Source organism: Pseudomonas palmensis (assembly GCF_017848315.1).
Lineage (GTDB): Bacteria > Pseudomonadota > Gammaproteobacteria > Pseudomonadales > Pseudomonadaceae > Aquipseudomonas > Aquipseudomonas palmensis.
On the sequence record NZ_JAFKEC010000028.1, the window covers coordinates 36,857 to 53,584 of the forward strand.

The 16,728-nt window shown below is 64.3% G+C and carries 19 protein-coding genes, 1 pseudogene and 1 riboswitch; of the genes and pseudogenes, 10 read left to right on the forward strand and 10 right to left on the reverse strand.

The window, feature by feature from the left end:
- Window positions 1-85 precede the first annotated feature (85 nt).
- Both JZZ72_RS15890 and upp read right to left on the reverse strand, forming a co-directional pair.
- Entirely contained in the window at window positions 86-1,360 is a 1,275-nt protein-coding gene (locus JZZ72_RS15890; RefSeq protein WP_043864342.1) for a uracil-xanthine permease family protein, read from the reverse strand.
- Window positions 1,361-1,362: 2 nt separating this feature from the next.
- Entirely contained in the window at window positions 1,363-2,001 is a 639-nt protein-coding gene (upp, locus tag JZZ72_RS15895; protein WP_043864343.1) for a uracil phosphoribosyltransferase, read from the reverse strand.
- A 165-nt stretch (window positions 2,002-2,166) separates the two neighbouring features.
- Here upp and JZZ72_RS15900 point away from each other — a divergent pair, with 165 nt between their 5' ends.
- The 3 genes from JZZ72_RS15900 (at window position 2,167) to JZZ72_RS15910 (ending at window position 3,705) form a co-directional block, all read left to right on the forward strand.
- A complete protein-coding gene (locus JZZ72_RS15900) occupies window positions 2,167-2,724 on the forward strand; it encodes a hypoxanthine-guanine phosphoribosyltransferase (protein WP_043864344.1) in 558 nt (185 codons plus the stop codon).
- Between the two features lie 154 nt (window positions 2,725-2,878).
- Entirely contained in the window at window positions 2,879-3,346 is a 468-nt protein-coding gene (locus JZZ72_RS15905) for a hypothetical protein (protein ID WP_054916235.1), read from the forward strand.
- A 71-nt stretch (window positions 3,347-3,417) separates the two neighbouring features.
- Window positions 3,418-3,705 (forward strand): PA4642 family protein, encoded by a 288-nt coding sequence (locus tag JZZ72_RS15910; RefSeq protein ID WP_054916234.1) that lies wholly within the window; start codon window positions 3,418-3,420, stop codon window positions 3,703-3,705.
- Window positions 3,706-3,759: 54 nt separating this feature from the next.
- Here the strand turns inward: JZZ72_RS15910 and mqo are convergent, their stop codons facing one another.
- Window positions 3,760-5,265, reverse strand: coding sequence for a malate dehydrogenase (quinone) (mqo, locus tag JZZ72_RS15915; protein WP_043864347.1), 1,506 nt, complete (start codon window positions 5,263-5,265; stop codon window positions 3,760-3,762).
- A 791-nt stretch (window positions 5,266-6,056) separates the two neighbouring features.
- Here mqo and JZZ72_RS15920 point away from each other — a divergent pair.
- Window positions 6,057-6,641, forward strand: coding sequence for a YajG family lipoprotein (locus tag JZZ72_RS15920; RefSeq protein WP_043864348.1), 585 nt, complete (start codon window positions 6,057-6,059; stop codon window positions 6,639-6,641).
- Window positions 6,642-6,713: 72 nt separating this feature from the next.
- Here the strand turns inward: JZZ72_RS15920 and JZZ72_RS15925 are convergent, their stop codons facing one another.
- Window positions 6,714-6,920 carry a hypothetical protein gene (locus JZZ72_RS15925; protein WP_043864349.1) on the reverse strand — a complete coding sequence of 69 codons (207 nt, stop codon included), beginning with the start codon at window positions 6,918-6,920 and terminating at the stop codon, window positions 6,714-6,716.
- A 163-nt stretch (window positions 6,921-7,083) separates the two neighbouring features.
- Between JZZ72_RS15925 and JZZ72_RS15930 the strand changes: the two genes are divergently transcribed.
- The gene (locus tag JZZ72_RS15930; RefSeq protein WP_054916233.1) at window positions 7,084-7,344 is read left to right on the forward strand and encodes a hypothetical protein; all 261 of its coding nucleotides are present in this window, start codon (window positions 7,084-7,086) and stop codon (window positions 7,342-7,344) included.
- 107 nt (window positions 7,345-7,451) lie between these two features.
- On the opposite strand, the gene JZZ72_RS15935 is transcribed toward JZZ72_RS15930, so the two are convergent.
- On the reverse strand, window positions 7,452-8,615 hold the full coding sequence (locus JZZ72_RS15935) for a 1-acyl-sn-glycerol-3-phosphate acyltransferase (RefSeq protein WP_043864351.1): 1,164 nt from the start codon (window positions 8,613-8,615) through the stop codon (window positions 7,452-7,454).
- Window positions 8,616-8,738: 123 nt separating this feature from the next.
- Between JZZ72_RS15935 and JZZ72_RS15940 the strand changes: the two genes are divergently transcribed.
- Genes JZZ72_RS15940 through JZZ72_RS15950 form a run of 3 tightly spaced genes read left to right on the forward strand, consistent with a single transcriptional unit; the run spans window position 8,739 to window position 9,811 of the window.
- Window positions 8,739-8,921: a CPXCG motif-containing cysteine-rich protein gene (locus tag JZZ72_RS15940; RefSeq protein WP_054916232.1), complete on the forward strand. Its 183-nt coding sequence runs from the start codon at window positions 8,739-8,741 to the stop codon at window positions 8,919-8,921.
- On the forward strand, window positions 8,921-9,181 hold the full coding sequence (locus JZZ72_RS15945) for a putative signal transducing protein (protein ID WP_043864353.1): 261 nt from the start codon (window positions 8,921-8,923) through the stop codon (window positions 9,179-9,181). The genes JZZ72_RS15940 and JZZ72_RS15945 overlap by 1 nt, the downstream gene beginning before the upstream one ends.
- A 9-nt stretch (window positions 9,182-9,190) precedes the next feature.
- Window positions 9,191-9,811 (forward strand): SOS response-associated peptidase, encoded by a 621-nt coding sequence (locus JZZ72_RS15950; protein WP_043864354.1) that lies wholly within the window; start codon window positions 9,191-9,193, stop codon window positions 9,809-9,811.
- Between the two features lie 31 nt (window positions 9,812-9,842).
- Here JZZ72_RS15950 and JZZ72_RS28300 read toward each other — a convergent pair whose 3' ends face one another.
- Both JZZ72_RS28300 and JZZ72_RS28305 read right to left on the reverse strand, forming a co-directional pair.
- The gene (locus JZZ72_RS28300) at window positions 9,843-10,685 is read right to left on the reverse strand and encodes a methyl-accepting chemotaxis protein (RefSeq protein WP_408004346.1); all 843 of its coding nucleotides are present in this window, start codon (window positions 10,683-10,685) and stop codon (window positions 9,843-9,845) included.
- Window positions 10,686-10,697: 12 nt separating this feature from the next.
- Window positions 10,698-11,984: pseudogene (locus tag JZZ72_RS28305) on the reverse strand (HAMP domain-containing protein); the annotation flags it as partial.
- Window positions 11,985-12,138: 154 nt separating this feature from the next.
- Here JZZ72_RS28305 and JZZ72_RS15960 point away from each other — a divergent pair.
- Window positions 12,139-12,954, forward strand: coding sequence for a M48 family metallopeptidase (locus JZZ72_RS15960; RefSeq protein ID WP_043864476.1), 816 nt, complete (start codon window positions 12,139-12,141; stop codon window positions 12,952-12,954).
- A gap of 87 nt (window positions 12,955-13,041) precedes the next feature.
- Here the strand turns inward: JZZ72_RS15960 and JZZ72_RS15965 are convergent, their stop codons facing one another.
- From JZZ72_RS15965 to JZZ72_RS15975, 3 genes are all read right to left on the reverse strand, one after another.
- Complete coding sequence (locus tag JZZ72_RS15965; RefSeq protein ID WP_043864356.1) at window positions 13,042-13,629, reverse strand: TMEM165/GDT1 family protein; 588 nt, start codon at window positions 13,627-13,629, stop codon at window positions 13,042-13,044.
- Between the two features lie 87 nt (window positions 13,630-13,716).
- A riboswitch (yybP-ykoY riboswitch) is annotated at window positions 13,717-13,838 on the reverse strand.
- 38 nt (window positions 13,839-13,876) lie between these two features.
- On the reverse strand, window positions 13,877-14,875 hold the full coding sequence (locus JZZ72_RS15970) for a class I SAM-dependent methyltransferase (protein WP_043864357.1): 999 nt from the start codon (window positions 14,873-14,875) through the stop codon (window positions 13,877-13,879).
- Window positions 14,876-14,917: 42 nt separating this feature from the next.
- On the reverse strand, window positions 14,918-15,880 hold the full coding sequence (locus JZZ72_RS15975) for a 2-hydroxyacid dehydrogenase (protein WP_054916229.1): 963 nt from the start codon (window positions 15,878-15,880) through the stop codon (window positions 14,918-14,920).
- Between the two features lie 188 nt (window positions 15,881-16,068).
- On the opposite strand from JZZ72_RS15975, the gene JZZ72_RS15980 reads away from it, so the two are divergent.
- The gene (locus tag JZZ72_RS15980; protein WP_043864359.1) at window positions 16,069-16,698 is read left to right on the forward strand and encodes a LysE family transporter; all 630 of its coding nucleotides are present in this window, start codon (window positions 16,069-16,071) and stop codon (window positions 16,696-16,698) included.
- Window positions 16,699-16,728 lie beyond the last annotated feature (30 nt).

The following is a 16,728-nucleotide window of genomic DNA, read 5'->3' on the forward strand; positions in this document are numbered from 1 at the left end:
AGTGCAGCGTTTGCCGGCAAGGCCGGCTCCTACAGGTTTGCGCGAACCCCTGTAGGAGCCGGCCTTGCCGGCGAAGCGTTTCAGATCAAGGCAAATGGTCGTCCAGCACCTTGTTCTTCCAGCCGTCATTACCCGGCAGCAGCAGGTTGAGCGCAATGGCCACCACGGCGCACAGCGCGATACCCTTCAGGCCCCAGTCGTCCGGGCCGGTACCGGTGCCGACCAGCACACCGCCAATCCCGAACACCAGGGTCACCGAGACGATCACCAGGTTGCGCGCTTCGCTCAGGTCGATCTTGTGGCGGATCATGGTGTTCATGCCCACTGCCGCGATCGAGCCGAACAGCAGGCACAGGATGCCGCCCATCACCGGCACCGGAATGCTCTGCAGCAACGCGCCGAACTTGCCGACGAAGGCCAGGCTGATGGCGAACACCGCCGCCCAGGTCATGATCTTGGGGTTGTAGTTCTTGGTCAGCATCACCGCGCCGGTCACTTCGGCGTAGGTGGTGTTGGGCGGGCCGCCGAACAGGCCGGCGGTGGTGGTGGCGATGCCGTCACCCAGCAGGGTGCGGTGCAGGCCGGGCTTTTTCAGGTAGTCGCGACCGGTCACGCTGCCCACTGCAATCACGCCGCCGATATGCTCGATCGCCGGGGCCAGGGCCACCGGTACGATGAACAGGATCGCCTGCCAGTTGAAGGCCGGCGCGGTGAAGTGCGGCAGGGCCAGCCAGGGGGCGGCGGCGATCTTGGCGGTGTCGACCACACCGAAGTAGAACGACAGGCCAAAGCCCACCAGCACCCCGGCAATGATCGGCACCAGGCGGAAGATGCCCTTGCCGAACACCGCCACGATGAGGGTGGTGAGCAGCGCCGGCATCGAGATCATCATCGCGGTGCTGTAGGGCAGCAGTTCGGCGCCGTCGCCGGCCTTGCCCATGGCCATGTTGGCGGCAATCGGCGCCATCGCCAGGCCGATCGAGATGATCACCGGGCCGATCACCACCGGCGGCAGCAGGCGGTCGATGAAGCCGGTGCCCTTGATCTTCACGGCCAGGCCCAGGAAGGTGTAGACGAACCCGGCCGCCATCACCCCGCCCATGGTCTCGGCCAGGCCGAACTGGCCCTTGGCGAGAATGATGGGGGTGATGAAGGCAAAGCTGGAGGCGAGGAACACCGGCACCTGACGGCCAGTGACCACCTGGAACAGCAGAGTCCCCAGGCCCGCAGTGAACAGCGCAACGTTGGGGTCGAGGCCGGTAATCAGCGGCATCAGCACCAGCGCGCCGAATGCCACGAAGAGCATCTGCGCGCCGGAGACGACCTGGCGCCAGAGCGGGTCGTTGAACTCGTCCTGCATGTTCAGGTGTCCTTCTGCTTGGTGCCGAAGATCTTGTCGCCTGCATCGCCCAGGCCGGGAATGATGTAGCCGTGTTCGTTCAGGCGTTCATCGATCGAGGCGGTGTAGATGCGCACGTCGGGGTGTGCACCCTCGACCGCCGCGATGCCTTCGGGCGCTGCCACCAGCACCATGGCGCGGATGTCCTTGCAGCCGGCCTTCTTCAGCAGGTCGATGGTGGCGATCATGGAGCTGCCGGTGGCCAGCATCGGGTCGATGATCATGGCCAGGCGCTCGTCGATCTCGGGTACCAGTTTTTCCAGGTAGGTGTGCGCTTCGAGGGTTTCCTCGTTGCGGGCAACGCCCACGGCGCTGACCTTGGCGCCCGGGATCAGGCTGAGCACGCCGTCGAGCATGCCGATACCGGCGCGCAGGATCGGCACCACGGTGATCTTCTTGCCGGCGATCTTCTCGACCTGTACGGTGCCGCACCAGCCTTGAATGTCGTAGCTTTCCAGCGGCAGATCCTTGGTTGCCTCGTACGTCAGGAGCGCGCCGACTTCCTGGGCGAGTTCGCGAAAATTCTTCGTGCTGATATCGGCGCGGCGCATCAGGCCGAGCTTGTGACGGATCAGCGGATGGCGGATCTCACGGGTTGGCATAGGGAAAGGCTCCGGGGGGCGGGCAAAAAAACCGCGCTAGAGTAATCTATTCGGCCGCAGGTGTCCTATAGGCATTGTGCACGTTAGTCCATAAATGCTTGATCTGATGCGTGAGGGTGCGTACCTTTGCCCGCTTTTCTCAACCGCAGCCCCCTGGAGAGCGTCATGTCCGCTGATCTCGAGCATATCCGTCAAGTCATGCGTGAAGCAGACTGCCTGCACAGCGAAGCCGAAGTCGAAGCGGCGATTGCCCGTGTGGGCGCGCAGATCACCGCCGACCTGGCCGACCGCAACCCGGTGGTGTTCTGCGTGATGAACGGTGGCCTGATCTTCTCCGGCAAGCTGCTGACCCATTTGCAGTTCCCGCTGGAGGCGTCCTACCTGCATGCCACGCGCTACCGCAACCAGACCAGCGGCGGTGACCTGTTCTGGAAGGCCAAGCCCGAAGTGTCGTTCATCGATCGCGAAGTGCTGATCATCGACGACATCCTCGACGAAGGGCACACCCTCAGCGCCATCATCGACTTCTGCAAGCATGCCGGTGCCAAGGCGGTGTACAGCGCGGTGCTGGTGGACAAGGACCACGACCGCAAGGCCAGCCCTGACCTGAAGGCCGACTACTGCGGTTTGAGCTGCGTTGACCGCTATGTGTTCGGCTACGGCATGGACTACAAGGGCTACTGGCGCAATGCGGCGGGCATCTATGCCGTGAAGGGCATGTAAAACCGGGTGGGAGCTGACTTGGCCCGCGAAAGGGTCGATGCGGTATCAGCTGTTTGCGGTGCCTGCATCGCGGGTCAGGCCCGCTCCCACAAGAGGCCGTCAGCTTCGTACATTTCTCATGCTAGAGTGCCAGGCCGCCCCCAAGGAGCCTGCCATGCGCGCCATCCTCGCCCTCCTGCTGCTGACCAGCCTGCCCCTGGCCGCCGCGCCGCTGCACAGCCAGTTCCTGCCGCCCGACGACCTTACCCTGCGCCAGGAAACCCCCGAAGCCCAGCAACTGCTGCAGGTGACCCAGTATTCGGTGGTGGTCGGCAACCAGCGACAGTCCAACCAGCAACCGATACCGGTCACGGCACCGGTGCTGATGCGCCTCAAGGGCAAGCCCCTGAACAAGGGCGCCACCATCAGCGAGGTGCTGATCAGCTTCGACGGCGAAGGCAAGAGCCTGCGCAAACCGGCGTTCGACGCCAAGAGCCGCACCCTGACCCTCAACTATCCCGCCAGCCAGTACCGGGTGATTCTCGACCTGCTGCGCAACGACACCCTGTACGTGCAGTTCCTCAGCTATGCCAACGGTCATATCTGGGCCGATGTGCACACCGGCACCCTACGCGCGCGTTGAGCCACAGCGCTGCCGGGGGGTAAACTGCCGGCCCGTGAAAAATGTCCGTGATGGTTCAGTTGGAGTCGGCAATGCGTAAAGACAAGAAGCAAGTGATTGGTGATGAGATCAGCGACGACTACATCAAGTCGTTTCTCCAGTTCGAACCGGCCGATGCCAGCTCGCCCTCGCACCACAAACTGATCAAGGCCTATCGCGGCCTGCGCATCGATGACTTCGAACGTTTCGTCGGCTTCTTCGTCGAGGCCGGATACGATGTGGACGGCAAGGACGAGCACGGCAACACTTTCGCCCAGGTGATCGGCGACCAGCGCAATGCGCCCGAGTACATCGAGATCATCGACAGCGCCCGCAAGTGAGTACATCGCAGCCATGAAAAAACGCCCCGAGGGGCGTTTTTTCATGCATCACGCTTACGCGTAGCTTTGCGTCGGCTGGTTCTCGACCAGGCCCAGGGCCTCGTCGTTCTGCGCGCTGATCTTGTGGTACAGCGCAGCGTCGGTCGCCAGGACCTTCTCCCGTGCCGGGAAGATCTCGTTGAGCTTGGCCGCCCAGGCGCCCTTGGCCTGCTCGGGGAAGCAGCGTTCGATCAGTTCCAGCATGATCGACACGGTGACCGAAGCACCCGGCGAGGCGCCCAGCAGGGCGGCCAGCGAGCCGTCCTTGGCCGCCACCAGTTCGGTGCCGAACTGCAGGATGCCGCCTTTTTTCGGGTCTTTCTTGATGATCTGCACCCGTTGCCCGGCCACTTCCAGGCGCCAGTCTTCGGCCTTGGCTTCAGGGTAGAAGCGACGCAGCGATTCCAGGCGCTGTTCCATCGACTGCATCACCTCGCTGACCAGGTACTTGGTCAGGTCGAAGTTGTCGCGGGCCACGGCCAGCATCGGCCCGATATTGCCCAGGCGCACCGACAGCGGCAGGTCGAGGAACGAGCCGTGCTTGAGGAACTTGGTGGTGAAGCCGGCGTACGGGCCGAACAGCAGCGAGGTCTTGCCGTCGACGACGCGGGTATCCAGGTGCGGTACCGACATCGGCGGCGAACCCACGGCGGCCTGGCTGTAGACCTTGGCCTGGTGGCGCTTGACCACCTCGGGGTTGTCGCAGCGCAGCCACTGGCCGCTGACCGGGAAACCGCCGAAGCCCTTGCTCTCCTCGATGCCCGACAGCTGCAGCAGCGGCAGGGCCGCGCCACCGGCGCCGAGGAACACGAAGCGGGCATCGACGTCGCGGCTGCTGCCGCTGTTGACGTCCTTGATGGTGACGGTCCAGCCGCTGCCGTTACGGCGCAGGCCGGTGACCTTCTTGCTGTACTTGACCTGCGACTCGGGGGTGTCGGCCAGGTGCTTGAGCAGCTTGTTGGTCAGGGCGCCGAAGTTGACGTCGGTGCCTTTCATCACGCGGGTGGCGGCGATGTGCTGGTCGGCGGGGCGGCCCGGCATCATCAGCGGCATCCACTCGTTCATCAGCGCCTTGTCTTCGGTGTATTCCATCTCGGCGAAGGCGTGGTGAGGCTTGAGCGATTCAAACCGCTTTTTCAGGAACGCGACGCCCTTGTCACCTTCGACGTAGCTCAGGTGCGGGATCGGGTTGATGAAGGCACGCGGGTTCTTGAAGGCGCCCTTTTTGCTCAGGTAGGCCCAGAACTGCCGGGATACCTCGAACTGGGTATTGATGTGCACCGCTTTCTTGATGTCGATGCTGCCGTCGGCGGCCTGCGGCGTGTAGTTCAGCTCACACAGCCCGGCATGGCCGGTCCCGGCGTTGTTCCACGGGTTGGAACTTTCCGCGGCACCCGAATCCATCAACTCGACGACTTCCAGCTTCATCGCCGGGTCGAGTTCCTTGAGCAGTACGGCCAGGGTGGCACTCATGATGCCGGCCCCTACCAGTACTACATCGACTGCTTCGTTCTGCGCCATTAACGCGTCTCCAAAAATCTTCAGCACCAAATTGACAGCATGGCTCCCAGGCTTGGCCGGGATTTCCATGTCCGCTACTTCGCAGGTTTTTCAACTTCCGCGGACACCACCAACCGGGCTTTGCGTTGCCTATGAACGCATTTTACCGCCCGTGCGGCAATTCGACTTATGGTCAAGGTGTCCATCGTGCGCTATGGACCGGCCTTAGTCACCCATCGCAGATGAGTGCTGTTGCCAGCTGTTTGGGGCTTTCAGGGACGCAGTTGCTGCTTTTACACATGCCAGACTGTTCATTGCTCGCCACACTCTCGTGAAGTTGTGAAAACCGTTTTTTCACGCTCTTTTGGAGTCGTGAACCTCAAAAAGGGTGTGCACGATGGCAAACCCGGCAGGTTCAGGCAGAGCAGAGCGCCGAAGGAACGCGGGCACACCAGCTTGGCAAGACCTGTGTGGGCGGCTCTCTGTGGGCGATTCGGGGATGCCGATGCAATGGCATTGGCGGTGCTGCGAGGCCCGATCAGGAGACGTCCTTATAATCGGGGGGAGATTATAACGAGGTCGCGGGCAGAAACGATCTTTATTAACGACTTTTGTTGCGCTTTGCTTCGCCGGCCACGCCGTGGCGGGCTGGCCTGCAGGGGGCAGGCGGCTGAACAGAGCGTTCACCGGCGCAGGTGGGCAGTCTACGCGGTCGATGATGAAACGATTGTGACAGTGGCTGGCCCCGATGGCTGGGGTGGTCCCGGGTGGTTATACTGGCGACCTTTGCTGCTATTCCTGGAGAGATGAGCATGTTGCAACGTTTGTTGTTCGGTTTGATCGCTGTCACCAGCCTGACCCTGGTCGGTTGTGCCCACAGCCCGCAACAACTCAGCCCGCAACCCAAACTCACTGCCCAGCTCGCGCCCGTGGGTCGTGGCCAGCCGGTGGTGGTCAAGGTGGTCGATGGTCGTCCTTCGCAAACCCTGGGTACCCGCGGCGGGCTGTACCCGGAAACCAGCGCCATCACCGTGAACGGCAATGACATCGTGCCCAAGCTGCAGGCCCAGGCCGAGGCAGCGGTGCGCCTGCTGGGCTTCACGCCCACGGCGAACGCCTACAACGCCCCGCAGCTGACCGTGACCCTGGCCGAGCTGAAGTACCAGTCGCCCAAGGAAGGCCTGTACGTGACCGAGGCCACCATCGGCGCCACCTTCCGTGCCGACGTGTCCAATGCCAACCGCCGCTACAGCGGTCGCTACGGCGCCTCGCTGGACCAGCGCTTCGGCATGGCGCCCAACCAGGAAACCAACACCAAGCTGGTGGGTGACGTGCTCAGCGACGCCCTGACCCGCCTGTTCAAGGACCCGACGGTCGGTCAGGTACTGGGCGAGTAAACCCGCTGACGGCAAATGAAAAAGCCCGATGCCTCGTTGCAGGCATCGGGCTTTTTAGTGGGCGTGACCTGCTCAGGCGGCTTCGACGTAGAAGTCCAGCAGGCTGATGCCGGTGCCCTGGTCGACCTCCGGCAGGTCATGGTGGGCATGCCCGCCAAGTGCGCAGTACACCAGCCACTGGCGGTCCTGGACGTTGAACGCCAGGCCGTCGATCAAGGCCTGTTGTTCATCGCTGGGGGCGATCAGATAGAGGCGGTCCTGGTTTTCGGCGTGCAGCATGACAAGCTCCCTGAGTGTTGAAGGGCAATAGAGTGGCTTGTCGGGATGACGAACGTGTGACGGCCGGATTTAATTGTCATCGGTCGCAAAGTACGAGAGAGCCGCTGGCGCTTGGGTAGAATGCGCGGCGTGTCGAGGTCTGGTTTTTTATCGAGGTTGTGCGATGTCGTTGCAAGTGATGTGGGGGCTGCTGGCGGCCCACCCGGCCAAGCTGATCAATGTGCTGGCCTTGTTGATTACCTGCCCTGGCGGGTTGCTGTTGCAAGCGGCGCGGCGCCGTGGCGCGCAGGCGCTGGCGGGGCTGGCGCGTGATGAGGTGATGGTGGAGGGGATGAACCTGCGGGTGAACCGGTTCTACTACATCCTGGGGTTTTCGTGCCTGGCGATGGCGCTGCTGCTGTCGTGGTTCAGTACCTGGATCTGAGGTGAAGCCATCGCGGGTCAAGCCCGCTCCCACATGTTCTGCACTGTACTCAAAGCCAGTGATATCCCTGTGGGAGCGGGCTTGACCCGCGATACGGGCGACGCGCTCTAGAGCGCCAACCCCGCCTTGACGCGGTACTGGTTGCGCACCGGCATCGCATACTGCAGCACCAGGTACGGCTGGTGTTCCACCGGGCAGGCATCCAGGCGCCGCTGCCACTCGGCCTGGGCTCGGGCCAGCTCATCGGCCGGGAACACCTCGGCGGCCCTGGGCACCTGCAACTGCGGGTCGGCATCGGCCCACTGTGCATACGCCAGGTAATGCACCGGGAACAACCGGTAGCCACCCAGTATCTGCCGATCGATTTCCGCCGCCAGTTGCTTGGTGTCTTCGAAGTACTCGCTCACCGGCGGGGCGAAGTTGATGTGCACGCGACCTTTGTAGCCGGTGATGCCCTGGGCGATGCTCACGTCATCCTCGCCAGGCGCCTTGCTGTAGGTGCCGGTGGTGGCGCGGATGTACAGCTCGCGGGCCTTGGCCTGGTCGCACGGGTCGTACTCATAGCTGATCGACACCGGGCTCAGGTTCAGCGACTGGATCACTGCGCCGAACGGTTCGTCCTTGCGGCTCATGTGGAACATCTTGAGGATCGCCGAATCGGTGCGGTCGTCACCATCCTTGGCGCGGCCCTCGGCCTGGGCGATCCAGATCGAGGCGCAGTCGTTGCGGATCGAGTGGTTGATGTATGCCGACAGCAGCTGATAGGCCGCCAGCTTTTCGCGCCGCCCGGTGATCGAGCGGTGCACGATGAAGCTCTTGTTCAGGCGCATCATGTCGCTGACGAACGGCTTTTGCAGCAGGTTGTCGCCGATCGCGATGCGCGGGGTCGGCAGGCCGGCGTGGTACACCGCATAGTTGACGAAGGCCGGGTCCATCACGATGTCGCGGTGGTTGGCCAGGAACAGGTAGGCACTGCCGGACTTGAACTGCTCGACACCGGTGTAGGTCACCCCGTCGGTGGCGCGGTCGATGGTGTGGTCGACGTAGTATTCGACCTTGTCCTGCAGGGTCGATACGCAACTGACCCCGGCAAATTCCTTGCGCAGGCGCCGGGCGATCAGCGGCTTGAGCAGCCATCCGAAAGCCCCGGCCATGCGCGGGAAGCGAAAGTGGGTGAGGATATCCAGAAATGCCGGGTCGCTGAGCAGGCGCGCCAGCACGGCGGGCACCTCGGCGTCGTTGTACGGTCGGATGGCATCGAATTCGCCCATCATGCTCTCTTGTTGGAAACGGCTAGGGTAATAGTAGGGCTGCGGACTGAAAAACGGCTCAGACACCGGCAAGGCCTGTAAATAGACCGGCAATTATACGCACAAGTCACCTGGGAGACTGCGATGGTGGAATCTGCTTTCTATGATTGTCCTTACTGCGGTGAGCAAGTGGAAACTACCGTTGACCTGTCCGGTGGCGACCAGAGCTATATCGAGGACTGCCAGGTCTGTTGCCGGCCGATCGTGTTCGTGCTGCAGGTGCATGGCGAGGAGTGGATGCTGGACGTCAAGCGCGAGGACGAGTGATGCAGCGTATCTACGAGCCGGAAAGTCTGCTGGAGGCCGAGCTTCTGATCGGCATGCTGCGCAGCGAAGGGATCCAGGCGCACCTGAGTGGGCGCGACCTGATGGGCGCCGTGGGCGAGCTGCCGATGCAGGGGCTGCTGGGCCTGGCGGTGCCCGATGCGCAGGCCGAATACGCACGCCAGCTGATCGCCGCGTACAATGGCGCCCAGCCGCTTCCTGGCGACGAGCCGGAGAGCCTTCCGGGAATACTGATTTGCTAGGTTTTGCTCATGTGTGGACGTTACGCCCTGTTTCGCTGGTCTTCGGCGTTTGCCGCGCTGCCCGGGTTCCCGCCTGACCAGCAGGCGCAATGGAACATCTCGCCCGGCGCCTCGGTGCTGATCCAGCGTCAGCGCGAAGGCCAGCTGGAGCTGGCGCGGGCGCGCTGGGGGCTGACCCCGGCGTGGCTGACCGACCTGTCGCGCACCCCGGCCCAGGCGCGCGCCGAGACCCTGGCCGAGCAACCGATGTTTCGCGAAGCGTTTCGCCTGCGCCGTTGCCTGCTGCCGGCCAACGGCTTCTACGAGTGGCGCGGCACGGCGCGCAAGCGGCCGTACTGGCTGACGCCGGGCGAGGGGTCTTCGCTGTTCTTTGCCGGCGTGTGGGAGGCCTACCCGGTGCAGGACCAGGTGTGGCTGAGCACGGCGGTGGTGACCCAGGCCGCAGTCAACCAGCGCCGGCCGCTGATTCTGGATGCGGCAGGGCAGGCCGCGTGGCTGGACCCGCAGACGCCGCTGGTGAAGTTGCAGGAATTGCTCGCTGGCCCGCAGGCCGCCTTGCGCGAGCGGGTGCTGGCGAACCTGGTGAATGATCCGAAGTTGAATGCGCCGGAGTGCCTGACCCCAGCCTAGGTGTCGCGGCCTTGCCGGCGAAGCTTCTGGCTCAGACGCGAAACTGATTGATCAACCGGCGCTGCTGCTCCGCCAGCTTGGTCAGCTCCGCGCTCGCCGCGCTTGACTCATCCGCCCCGCCAGCCACTTCATTGGCCACCTGGCCGATATTGATCACGTTGCGGTTGATGTCCTCGGCCACTGCGCTCTGCTCCTCCGCCGCGCTGGCGATCTGGGTGTTCATGTCGTTGATCACCGACACCGCCCGGGTGATGCTCTCCAGCGCCTGGGCCGCCTGCGCCGCCTGTTGCACGCTGACTTCGGTCTTGCCCTGACTGTCCTCCATTACCTGCACCACATCCCGTGTGCCCTGCTGCAACTGCTGGATCATCTGCTGGATCTCTTCGGTAGCCTGCTGGGTCTTCTGCGCCAGGTTGCGCACTTCATCGGCCACCACGGCAAACCCGCGTCCCTGTTCACCGGCTCGCGCCGCCTCGATGGCCGCGTTGAGCGCCAGCAGGTTGGTGTGTTCGGCAATTGCACGAATCGCCACCAGGATCGCGTTGATGTTCTCGCTGTCGCGCGCCAGGGCCTGTACCACACCCACCGCACGGCCGATCTCCTCGGCCAGGGCGCTGATCGAGGTGGAGGTGTTGCGCACGATCTCCAGGCCCTGGTTGGCGGCCTGGTCGGCATTGCTGGCCGCTTGCGCCGCATGGGTGGCATTGCGCGCCACGTCCTGGGCGGTCGCGGTCATTTCATGCACCGCAGTGGCCACCAGGTCGATTTCGGCCATCTGCTTGTGCACGCCCTGGTTGGTGCGAATGGCGATGTCGGCGGTGTGCTCGGACGAGTCGCTGACCTTCTGCACCGACACCACCACCTGGCTGATCATTGCCTGCAGCTTGCTCAGGAATGTATTGAAGCCACGGGCGATGGCGCCCAGTTCGTCGGCGCGATCACTGCTCAGGCGCCGGGTCAGGTCACCTTCGCCCTGGGCGATGTCGTCCAGCATGCCGACCATCTGGCGCAGCGGCCGGGCGATGCCGTGGGCCAGCAGCCAGATGACCAGCAGGCCAAGCCCGGCGATGCCCAGGCCGACCACGATCATGCCGGTGAGGTCGGTGCTGCGCTGGGCGCTCATTTCGCGCTGCAGCGCGTCGAGGTCGGCCATCACCGCGCTGACCGGCAGTTGCAGCAGCAAGGTCCAGCGCGAGGCGGTGTTGCCCACGGCAAATGGCACGAACAGCTCGATCTGTCCGCTGGCATGGTCGATTTCGTAGTGCAGCGCCTTGCCCGACAGGTTGCCGAGCACCGCCACTTCATCGGGTTGCAGCACATCGCTGGCTTTTTTGCCGAACGTGCTCGCATCCTTGGTGTAGGCCACCACGCGTCCGTTGTTGGACAGCAGCGCCATCTCGCCCGCGCCGTCATACAGCTGGGCGTCGGCGGCCTTGAGCATATCCTGGATGAAGTTCAGCGACAGGTCGGCGGCGGCGATGCCCTGGAACTGGCCGTTGACCATGATCGGCTCGACGAACGAGGCCAGCATCACGGTCTTGTTGCCCACCTGGTACGGGGCCGGGTCGATGGCGCAGGCCTTGCCGGTCTCCTTGGAACACAGGTAGTACTCGCTGGTGCGCACGCCCGTGGGCAGCAGGGTACGGTCGTCCACATCCTGGAGTTTGTCGAGGGTCAGGCTACCGTCGTCGTTACGGTACCACCACGGCAGAAAGCGCCCGCTCTGCGGGTTGACGCCCGCCAGCGTGCTGCCTGCATAGCGGGCATCGTCGTGGTCCAGCGCGTTGGGCTCCCAGCCCACGTAAACGCCCAGCAGCAGCGGGTTGTCCAGGGCGGTCTGCCTGAGCAGGGCGATCATCTGTTCGCGTTCGAGCTTGAGCTGCGGGTTGCCGGCAGCATCCTGCATGCCGATCAGGGCATTGGTGGTGGCCAGGCCGCGGGCGATCAGCAGCGGCGCCTCGAGGCTGCGCTGGATCTGGCTGACCTGGGTCTGGGCCAGGGCCGTCAGGCGTTGCTCGATCACTGCCTCGAACTGTTGCTGGGTGCGGTTGTGCACCAGCGTCTGGGTGCGGGCACCGGAATACACTGCGTATAGCACCAGTGCTGCAACGATGCTCAGCACGATGGCACCGGCCAGCGCGGCCACGGAAAACTGGATCGACTTGAACTTCATGGGAGCTCCGAGCGCAAAGAGGGTCGCCTGTCTGGGCGTTATCGGCGCGCCGGGGGCAAAGCATGAGTGTGGCGATGCAATTCTTCGCGAACGGCTGTAGCGCGTTTATGATGCGCGGCCTAGGATACGCCGCATGTTCGAAGGGAGTGTTTTCATGCGTAGATCAGTTGTTATCGGTGCCCTGAGCGCCAGTGTGCTGCTGGCCGGTTGCCAGGCCGTGAACACCACCAGTGGTGGAGCGGTAGGCGTGGAGCGCAAGCAGTACATGTTCAGCATGCTGTCGACCGATGAGGTCAACCAGATGTACGCGCAGTCGTACCAGCAGACCCTGGGCGAGGCATCCACCAAGGGTATGCTCGACAAGACCAGTGCCACCGCCAAGCGGGTGCAGGCCATTGCCGATCGGCTGATCGTGCAGGCGCCGAAGTTCCGCCCCGATGCGGCGCAGTGGAAATGGGAAGTCAACCTGATCAAGAGCGACGAGCTCAATGCCAACTGCGGCCCGGGTGGCAAGATCATTTTCTATACCGGCCTGATCGACAAGCTCAAGCTGACCGACGACGAGATCGCGGCGGTGATGGGCCACGAGATCGCCCACGCCCTGCGCGAGCATGGTCGCGAGGCGATGTCCAAGGCCTATGGTGTTGAGATGGCGCGCCAGGGCGCAGGTGCCCTGTTCGGCCTGGGCCAGGACAGCCTGGCGCTGGCCGACACCGTGGTGCAGTACAGCATGACCTTGCCCAACAGCCGCAGCAACGAGAACGAAGCCGACCTGATCGGCCTGGAGCTGGCGGCGCGTGCGGGCTACAACCCGAATGCGGCGATCAGCCTGTGGAACAAGATGACCGAAGCGTCGGGTGGTTCGCAGCCTGAGTTCATGAGTACTCACCCGGCTTCGAGCAGCCGTATCGCGTCGTTGCAGGCGGCGATTCCCAAGGTGATGCCGTTGTACGAGCAAGCCAGAAAATAGCGCCGTGACCTTCGCCGGCACTGTCGGCTCCTACCTGAACCTGTAGGAGCCGGCCTTGCCGGCGAATGCTTCACACGCTAGCCGGTATCAGCCCACCCACCCGCTGACCTTCATCGCCGAATACACCGCCACCAGCGCCAGCACCACGAATGCCGTGGCCGCCAGGCGACGGATCAGGGTCAACGGCAGCTTCTCGGCGGCAAAATTGCCCGCCAGCACCACCGGTACGTTGGCAATCAGCATGCCCAGGGTGGTACCGATGATCACCATGATCAGGTGCGGGTACTGCGCCGCCAGCATCACCGTGGCCACCTGCGTCTTGTCGCCGATCTCGGCAATGAAGAACGCGATCAGCGTGGTCAGGAACGGGCCGAAGCGCCGCGCCGTACTGGCTTCATCGTCATCCATCTTGTCCGGCACCAGGGTCCACAGGGCCGTGGCGGCAAAGCTTGCGGCCAGGATCCAGTGCAACGTGGCCTCCGAGAAGAAACTGCCGAACCACGCACCCACCGCACCGGCCGCCGCATGGTTGGCCAGGGTCGCGGCAACGATACCGGCGATGATCGGCCAGGGTTTGCGAAAGCGTGCAGCGAGGATGAGCGCGAGCAGTTGCGTCTTGTCGCCGATTTCGGCGAGCGCAACGATGGCGGTGGGGACCAGCAATGATTCCAGCATCAGGATTCCTACGGGGGCGGGTCGACACGGCTATGACACGTACAGCCTTCCCGCCCCGGGTAAGGTGTGCGTGTCATAGGTCTTGTCAAACCCTGGATCCGTCTGTGCGGACCGTGGGTCGTACGCGCCATGGTCTGAGGACCAAGTATGTTGACGCGTACCGGGCGAGCTGGGTGCTCGCGGGAGACTACTCCCCTAGGACGGAGCGGATTCTGCCTAGGCAAAACCGTTTGGGCAAGCGAAGTTTTTAAGTTCGTGTGGCCTGGTAGATCCGAAAGCCTTGTCCCTCGTCGCGAATCAGGCAGTTGCCCAAGGCGCCTTCGATGAGCGGTTGGTACCGCAGGAAGCTGTTGGCCACAAGTCGAAGTTCGCCGCCTTTTTTCAGATGATCGGCCGATTTTTTCAGCAAGGTTTCCGAGGCGTGGTAATTGGTGTGAACCCCGGTGTGAAACGGCGGATTGCTCAGGATCACGTTCAGCTCGCGGGGCGCGGCATCGATGCCGTCACCGGCGATGACCTCCCCCTCCAGGCCATTGGCGGCCAGGGTCAGGCGGCTGCTGGCCACGGCGAAGGCATCCACGTCCAGCAGCGTTACCCGGCTTTGTGGGTAGCGGCGCTTGATCGCTGCGCCGAGTACGCCCGCGCCGCAGCCAAAGTCCAGCACATGGCCCACGGGCAGTTGCTCGAGGTTATCCAGCAGCAGCGCGCTGCCGCGGTCCAGCCGGCCATGGCTGAAGACCCCGGGCAGGCTCACGATCTGCAGCGGGCCTTCGGCCAGTGGCAGTTCGAATCGTTGCGCCAGGCTTTCCAGCGGCTGCGCCTCTGGCGGGGTGTCCACCGTGACCTGCCACAGCTGGCAATGGCGTGCACTGTCGAGTTTGCGCGGCTTGCCGAAGGCGTGCAGCTGCTTGGCCGCACCCTCGATACCCCCGCGCTTTTCACCCACCAGGTACAGCTGGCGCCCACCCAGGCGCGAGGCCAGGGCATTGAGCAGGTAGTTGGCCAGATCGCGGGACTTGGGCAGAAACAGCACGGCGCCGTCGAAAGCCACCGGCGGCACCTCCACGCCATAGTGACTGCGCCCGGCAAAACGCGCCTCGAGCGCGGCCTGGTCGCCGGCGTGCCAGCTCCAGGCGCGGGCATCGGGCAGGCTGCCCAGCAGGTCGTCGGCGGGCAGGCCGGCCAGCAACACGGGGCCTTTGAACAGCTCGGCCTGACGGAGCAACACTTCACTACGCGGGTCCATGGTCGGCGCCCCTCTGCAAAAAGTCGCGAATTCTAGCAGAACTCAGCTGACCACTCGGCGCGGGTTGCCCTGCAGGAAGGCTTCGGCGTTCTCGGCCAGTTGGCCGACGATGCGCTGGCGCGCCTCGACCGCGCCCCAGGCACTGTGCGGGGTGACCACAAGGCGCGGGATATCGCCTGCCAGCAGGGGGTTGCCATTGACCGGAGGCTCCACGCTGAGCACGTCGGTGGCGGCGCCACCCAGGTGCCCGCTGCGCAGTGCGTCGGCCAGCGCCTGCTCGTCGATCAGCCCGCCACGGGCGGTGTTGACCACGAACGCGCCGGGCTTGAGCAGGGCCAGCTCGGCGGCGCCGATCATGTTGCGGGTGCTGTCGTTGAGCGGGCAGTGCAGGGTCAGCGCATCCACCTGCGGCAGCAGCTCGGCCAGGCTCAGGCGATCATCGCGGGCCGGGCGGCCGGGCAACTGGCCGGACAGCACGCGCATGCCGAAAGCTTCGGCCAGGCGCGCCACCGCACCGCCAAGTTCGCCGTGGCCGAGCAGGCCGAGGGTCTTGCCCTCCAGTTCGACGATGGGAAAGTCGAGCAGGCAGAACTGCCTGGCCTGGGCCCATTTGCCGTCGGCCACCGCCTGCTGGTAATCGGGCAGGCGAGTGGCCAGCGCCAGCAGCAGGGCCAGGGTGTGCTGCGCCACCGAGGGCGTGCCGTAGCCCTGGCAGTTGCTGACCACGATGCCCTGGGCGCGCGCGGCCTGCAGGTCGACGTTGTTGGTGCCGGTGGCCGACACCAGGATCAGCCTGAGGTCGGGGCAGGCGGCGAGGGCGGCGGCGTCCAGGTGCACCTTGTTGGTGATCGCCACGCTCGCGCCCTGCAGACGCTCGGCCACTTCGTGGGGGGCAGTGGCCGGGTGCAACTGCAGTTCATCGAAGCAGCCGCGCAGGCGGCTCAGGTCGAGGTCGCCCAGGTCCAGGGAGCTGTGGTCGAGGAATACAGCGCGGCGCAAGGTCATGGGGCAGGCTCCTGGGGTGTGGTTTGAGCAGGTAGTGGGGCATTAGAGCCTGCATCGCCGTGGGCGTAAAGCCAGGCATCCGGCTGCACGGGAGGTGACTGTGCCGATTCACTTGTAACTGTATCTTTCAGAACTGCCAGGCAGTGGGTAAGGTACGCCACCCGATCGTTTGCCAGGAGCGTCACCCCATGTACTGGGCAGAATTTCTCACCGTTGCGCTGATCCACCTGCTGGCCGTGGCCAGCCCCGGCCCGGACTTTGCGGTGGTGGTGCGCGAAAGTGTTACCCACGGTCGGCGCGCCGGTACCTGGACCGCCTTCGGCGTGGGCACGGCGATCTTCCTGCATGTGGGCTATTCGCTGCTGGGCATCGGCCTGATCGTGTCGCAGTCGATCATGCTGTTCAACGTGCTCAAGTGGCTGGCTGCGGCCTACCTGGTGTACATCGGCATCAAGGCCCTGCGTGCCCGCCCGGCGCCTGCCGGCAGCGAGAGCGTGCAGGTCTCGACCGTGGCGCGCACCCCGCGTGCCGCCTTTGTGGCAGGGTTCATGACCAACGGCCTGAACCCCAAGGCCACGCTGTTCTTCCTGTCGCTGTTCACGGTGGTGATCAACCCGCACACGCCGCTGCTGATACAGGCCGGCTACGGGGCCTACCTGGCGCTGGCCACCGGCCTGTGGTTCTGCCTGGTGGCCCTGCTGTTCAGCCACGCCCGCGTGCGCTCCGGCTTTGCGCGCATGGGCCACTGGTTCGATCGCGGCATGGGCGCGGTGCTGGTGGCGCTGGGTATCAAGATCGCCTTCACCGAGATGCACTGAGGCGGTTGATGGCCATTGGCCTGTCATCCC

What these genes read in the sequence shown, in the direction of transcription:
- JZZ72_RS15890 (WP_043864342.1), bottom strand. Translation starts at nt 1,360, where the DNA reads ATGCAGGACGAGTTCAACGACCCGCTCTGGCGCCAGGTCGTCTCCGGC.
- upp (WP_043864343.1), bottom strand. Translation starts at nt 2,001, where the DNA reads ATGCCAACCCGTGAGATCCGCCATCCGCTGATCCGTCACAAGCTCGGC.
- JZZ72_RS15900 (WP_043864344.1), top strand. Translation starts at nt 2,167, where the DNA reads ATGTCCGCTGATCTCGAGCATATCCGTCAAGTCATGCGTGAAGCAGAC.
- JZZ72_RS15905 (WP_054916235.1), top strand. Translation starts at nt 2,879, where the DNA reads ATGCGCGCCATCCTCGCCCTCCTGCTGCTGACCAGCCTGCCCCTGGCC.
- JZZ72_RS15910 (WP_054916234.1), top strand. Translation starts at nt 3,418, where the DNA reads ATGCGTAAAGACAAGAAGCAAGTGATTGGTGATGAGATCAGCGACGAC.
- mqo (WP_043864347.1), bottom strand. Translation starts at nt 5,265, where the DNA reads ATGGCGCAGAACGAAGCAGTCGATGTAGTACTGGTAGGGGCCGGCATC.
- JZZ72_RS15920 (WP_043864348.1), top strand. Translation starts at nt 6,057, where the DNA reads ATGTTGCAACGTTTGTTGTTCGGTTTGATCGCTGTCACCAGCCTGACC.
- JZZ72_RS15925 (WP_043864349.1), bottom strand. Translation starts at nt 6,920, where the DNA reads ATGCTGCACGCCGAAAACCAGGACCGCCTCTATCTGATCGCCCCCAGC.
- JZZ72_RS15930 (WP_054916233.1), top strand. Translation starts at nt 7,084, where the DNA reads ATGTCGTTGCAAGTGATGTGGGGGCTGCTGGCGGCCCACCCGGCCAAG.
- JZZ72_RS15935 (WP_043864351.1), bottom strand. Translation starts at nt 8,615, where the DNA reads ATGGGCGAATTCGATGCCATCCGACCGTACAACGACGCCGAGGTGCCC.
- JZZ72_RS15940 (WP_054916232.1), top strand. Translation starts at nt 8,739, where the DNA reads ATGGTGGAATCTGCTTTCTATGATTGTCCTTACTGCGGTGAGCAAGTG.
- JZZ72_RS15945 (WP_043864353.1), top strand. Translation starts at nt 8,921, where the DNA reads ATGCAGCGTATCTACGAGCCGGAAAGTCTGCTGGAGGCCGAGCTTCTG.
- JZZ72_RS15950 (WP_043864354.1), top strand. Translation starts at nt 9,191, where the DNA reads ATGTGTGGACGTTACGCCCTGTTTCGCTGGTCTTCGGCGTTTGCCGCG.
- JZZ72_RS28300 (WP_408004346.1), bottom strand. Translation starts at nt 10,685, where the DNA reads ATGATCAGCCAGGTGGTGGTGTCGGTGCAGAAGGTCAGCGACTCGTCC.
- JZZ72_RS15960 (WP_043864476.1), top strand. Translation starts at nt 12,139, where the DNA reads ATGCGTAGATCAGTTGTTATCGGTGCCCTGAGCGCCAGTGTGCTGCTG.
- JZZ72_RS15965 (WP_043864356.1), bottom strand. Translation starts at nt 13,629, where the DNA reads ATGCTGGAATCATTGCTGGTCCCCACCGCCATCGTTGCGCTCGCCGAA.
- JZZ72_RS15970 (WP_043864357.1), bottom strand. Translation starts at nt 14,875, where the DNA reads ATGGACCCGCGTAGTGAAGTGTTGCTCCGTCAGGCCGAGCTGTTCAAA.
- JZZ72_RS15975 (WP_054916229.1), bottom strand. Translation starts at nt 15,880, where the DNA reads ATGACCTTGCGCCGCGCTGTATTCCTCGACCACAGCTCCCTGGACCTG.
- JZZ72_RS15980 (WP_043864359.1), top strand. Translation starts at nt 16,069, where the DNA reads ATGTACTGGGCAGAATTTCTCACCGTTGCGCTGATCCACCTGCTGGCC.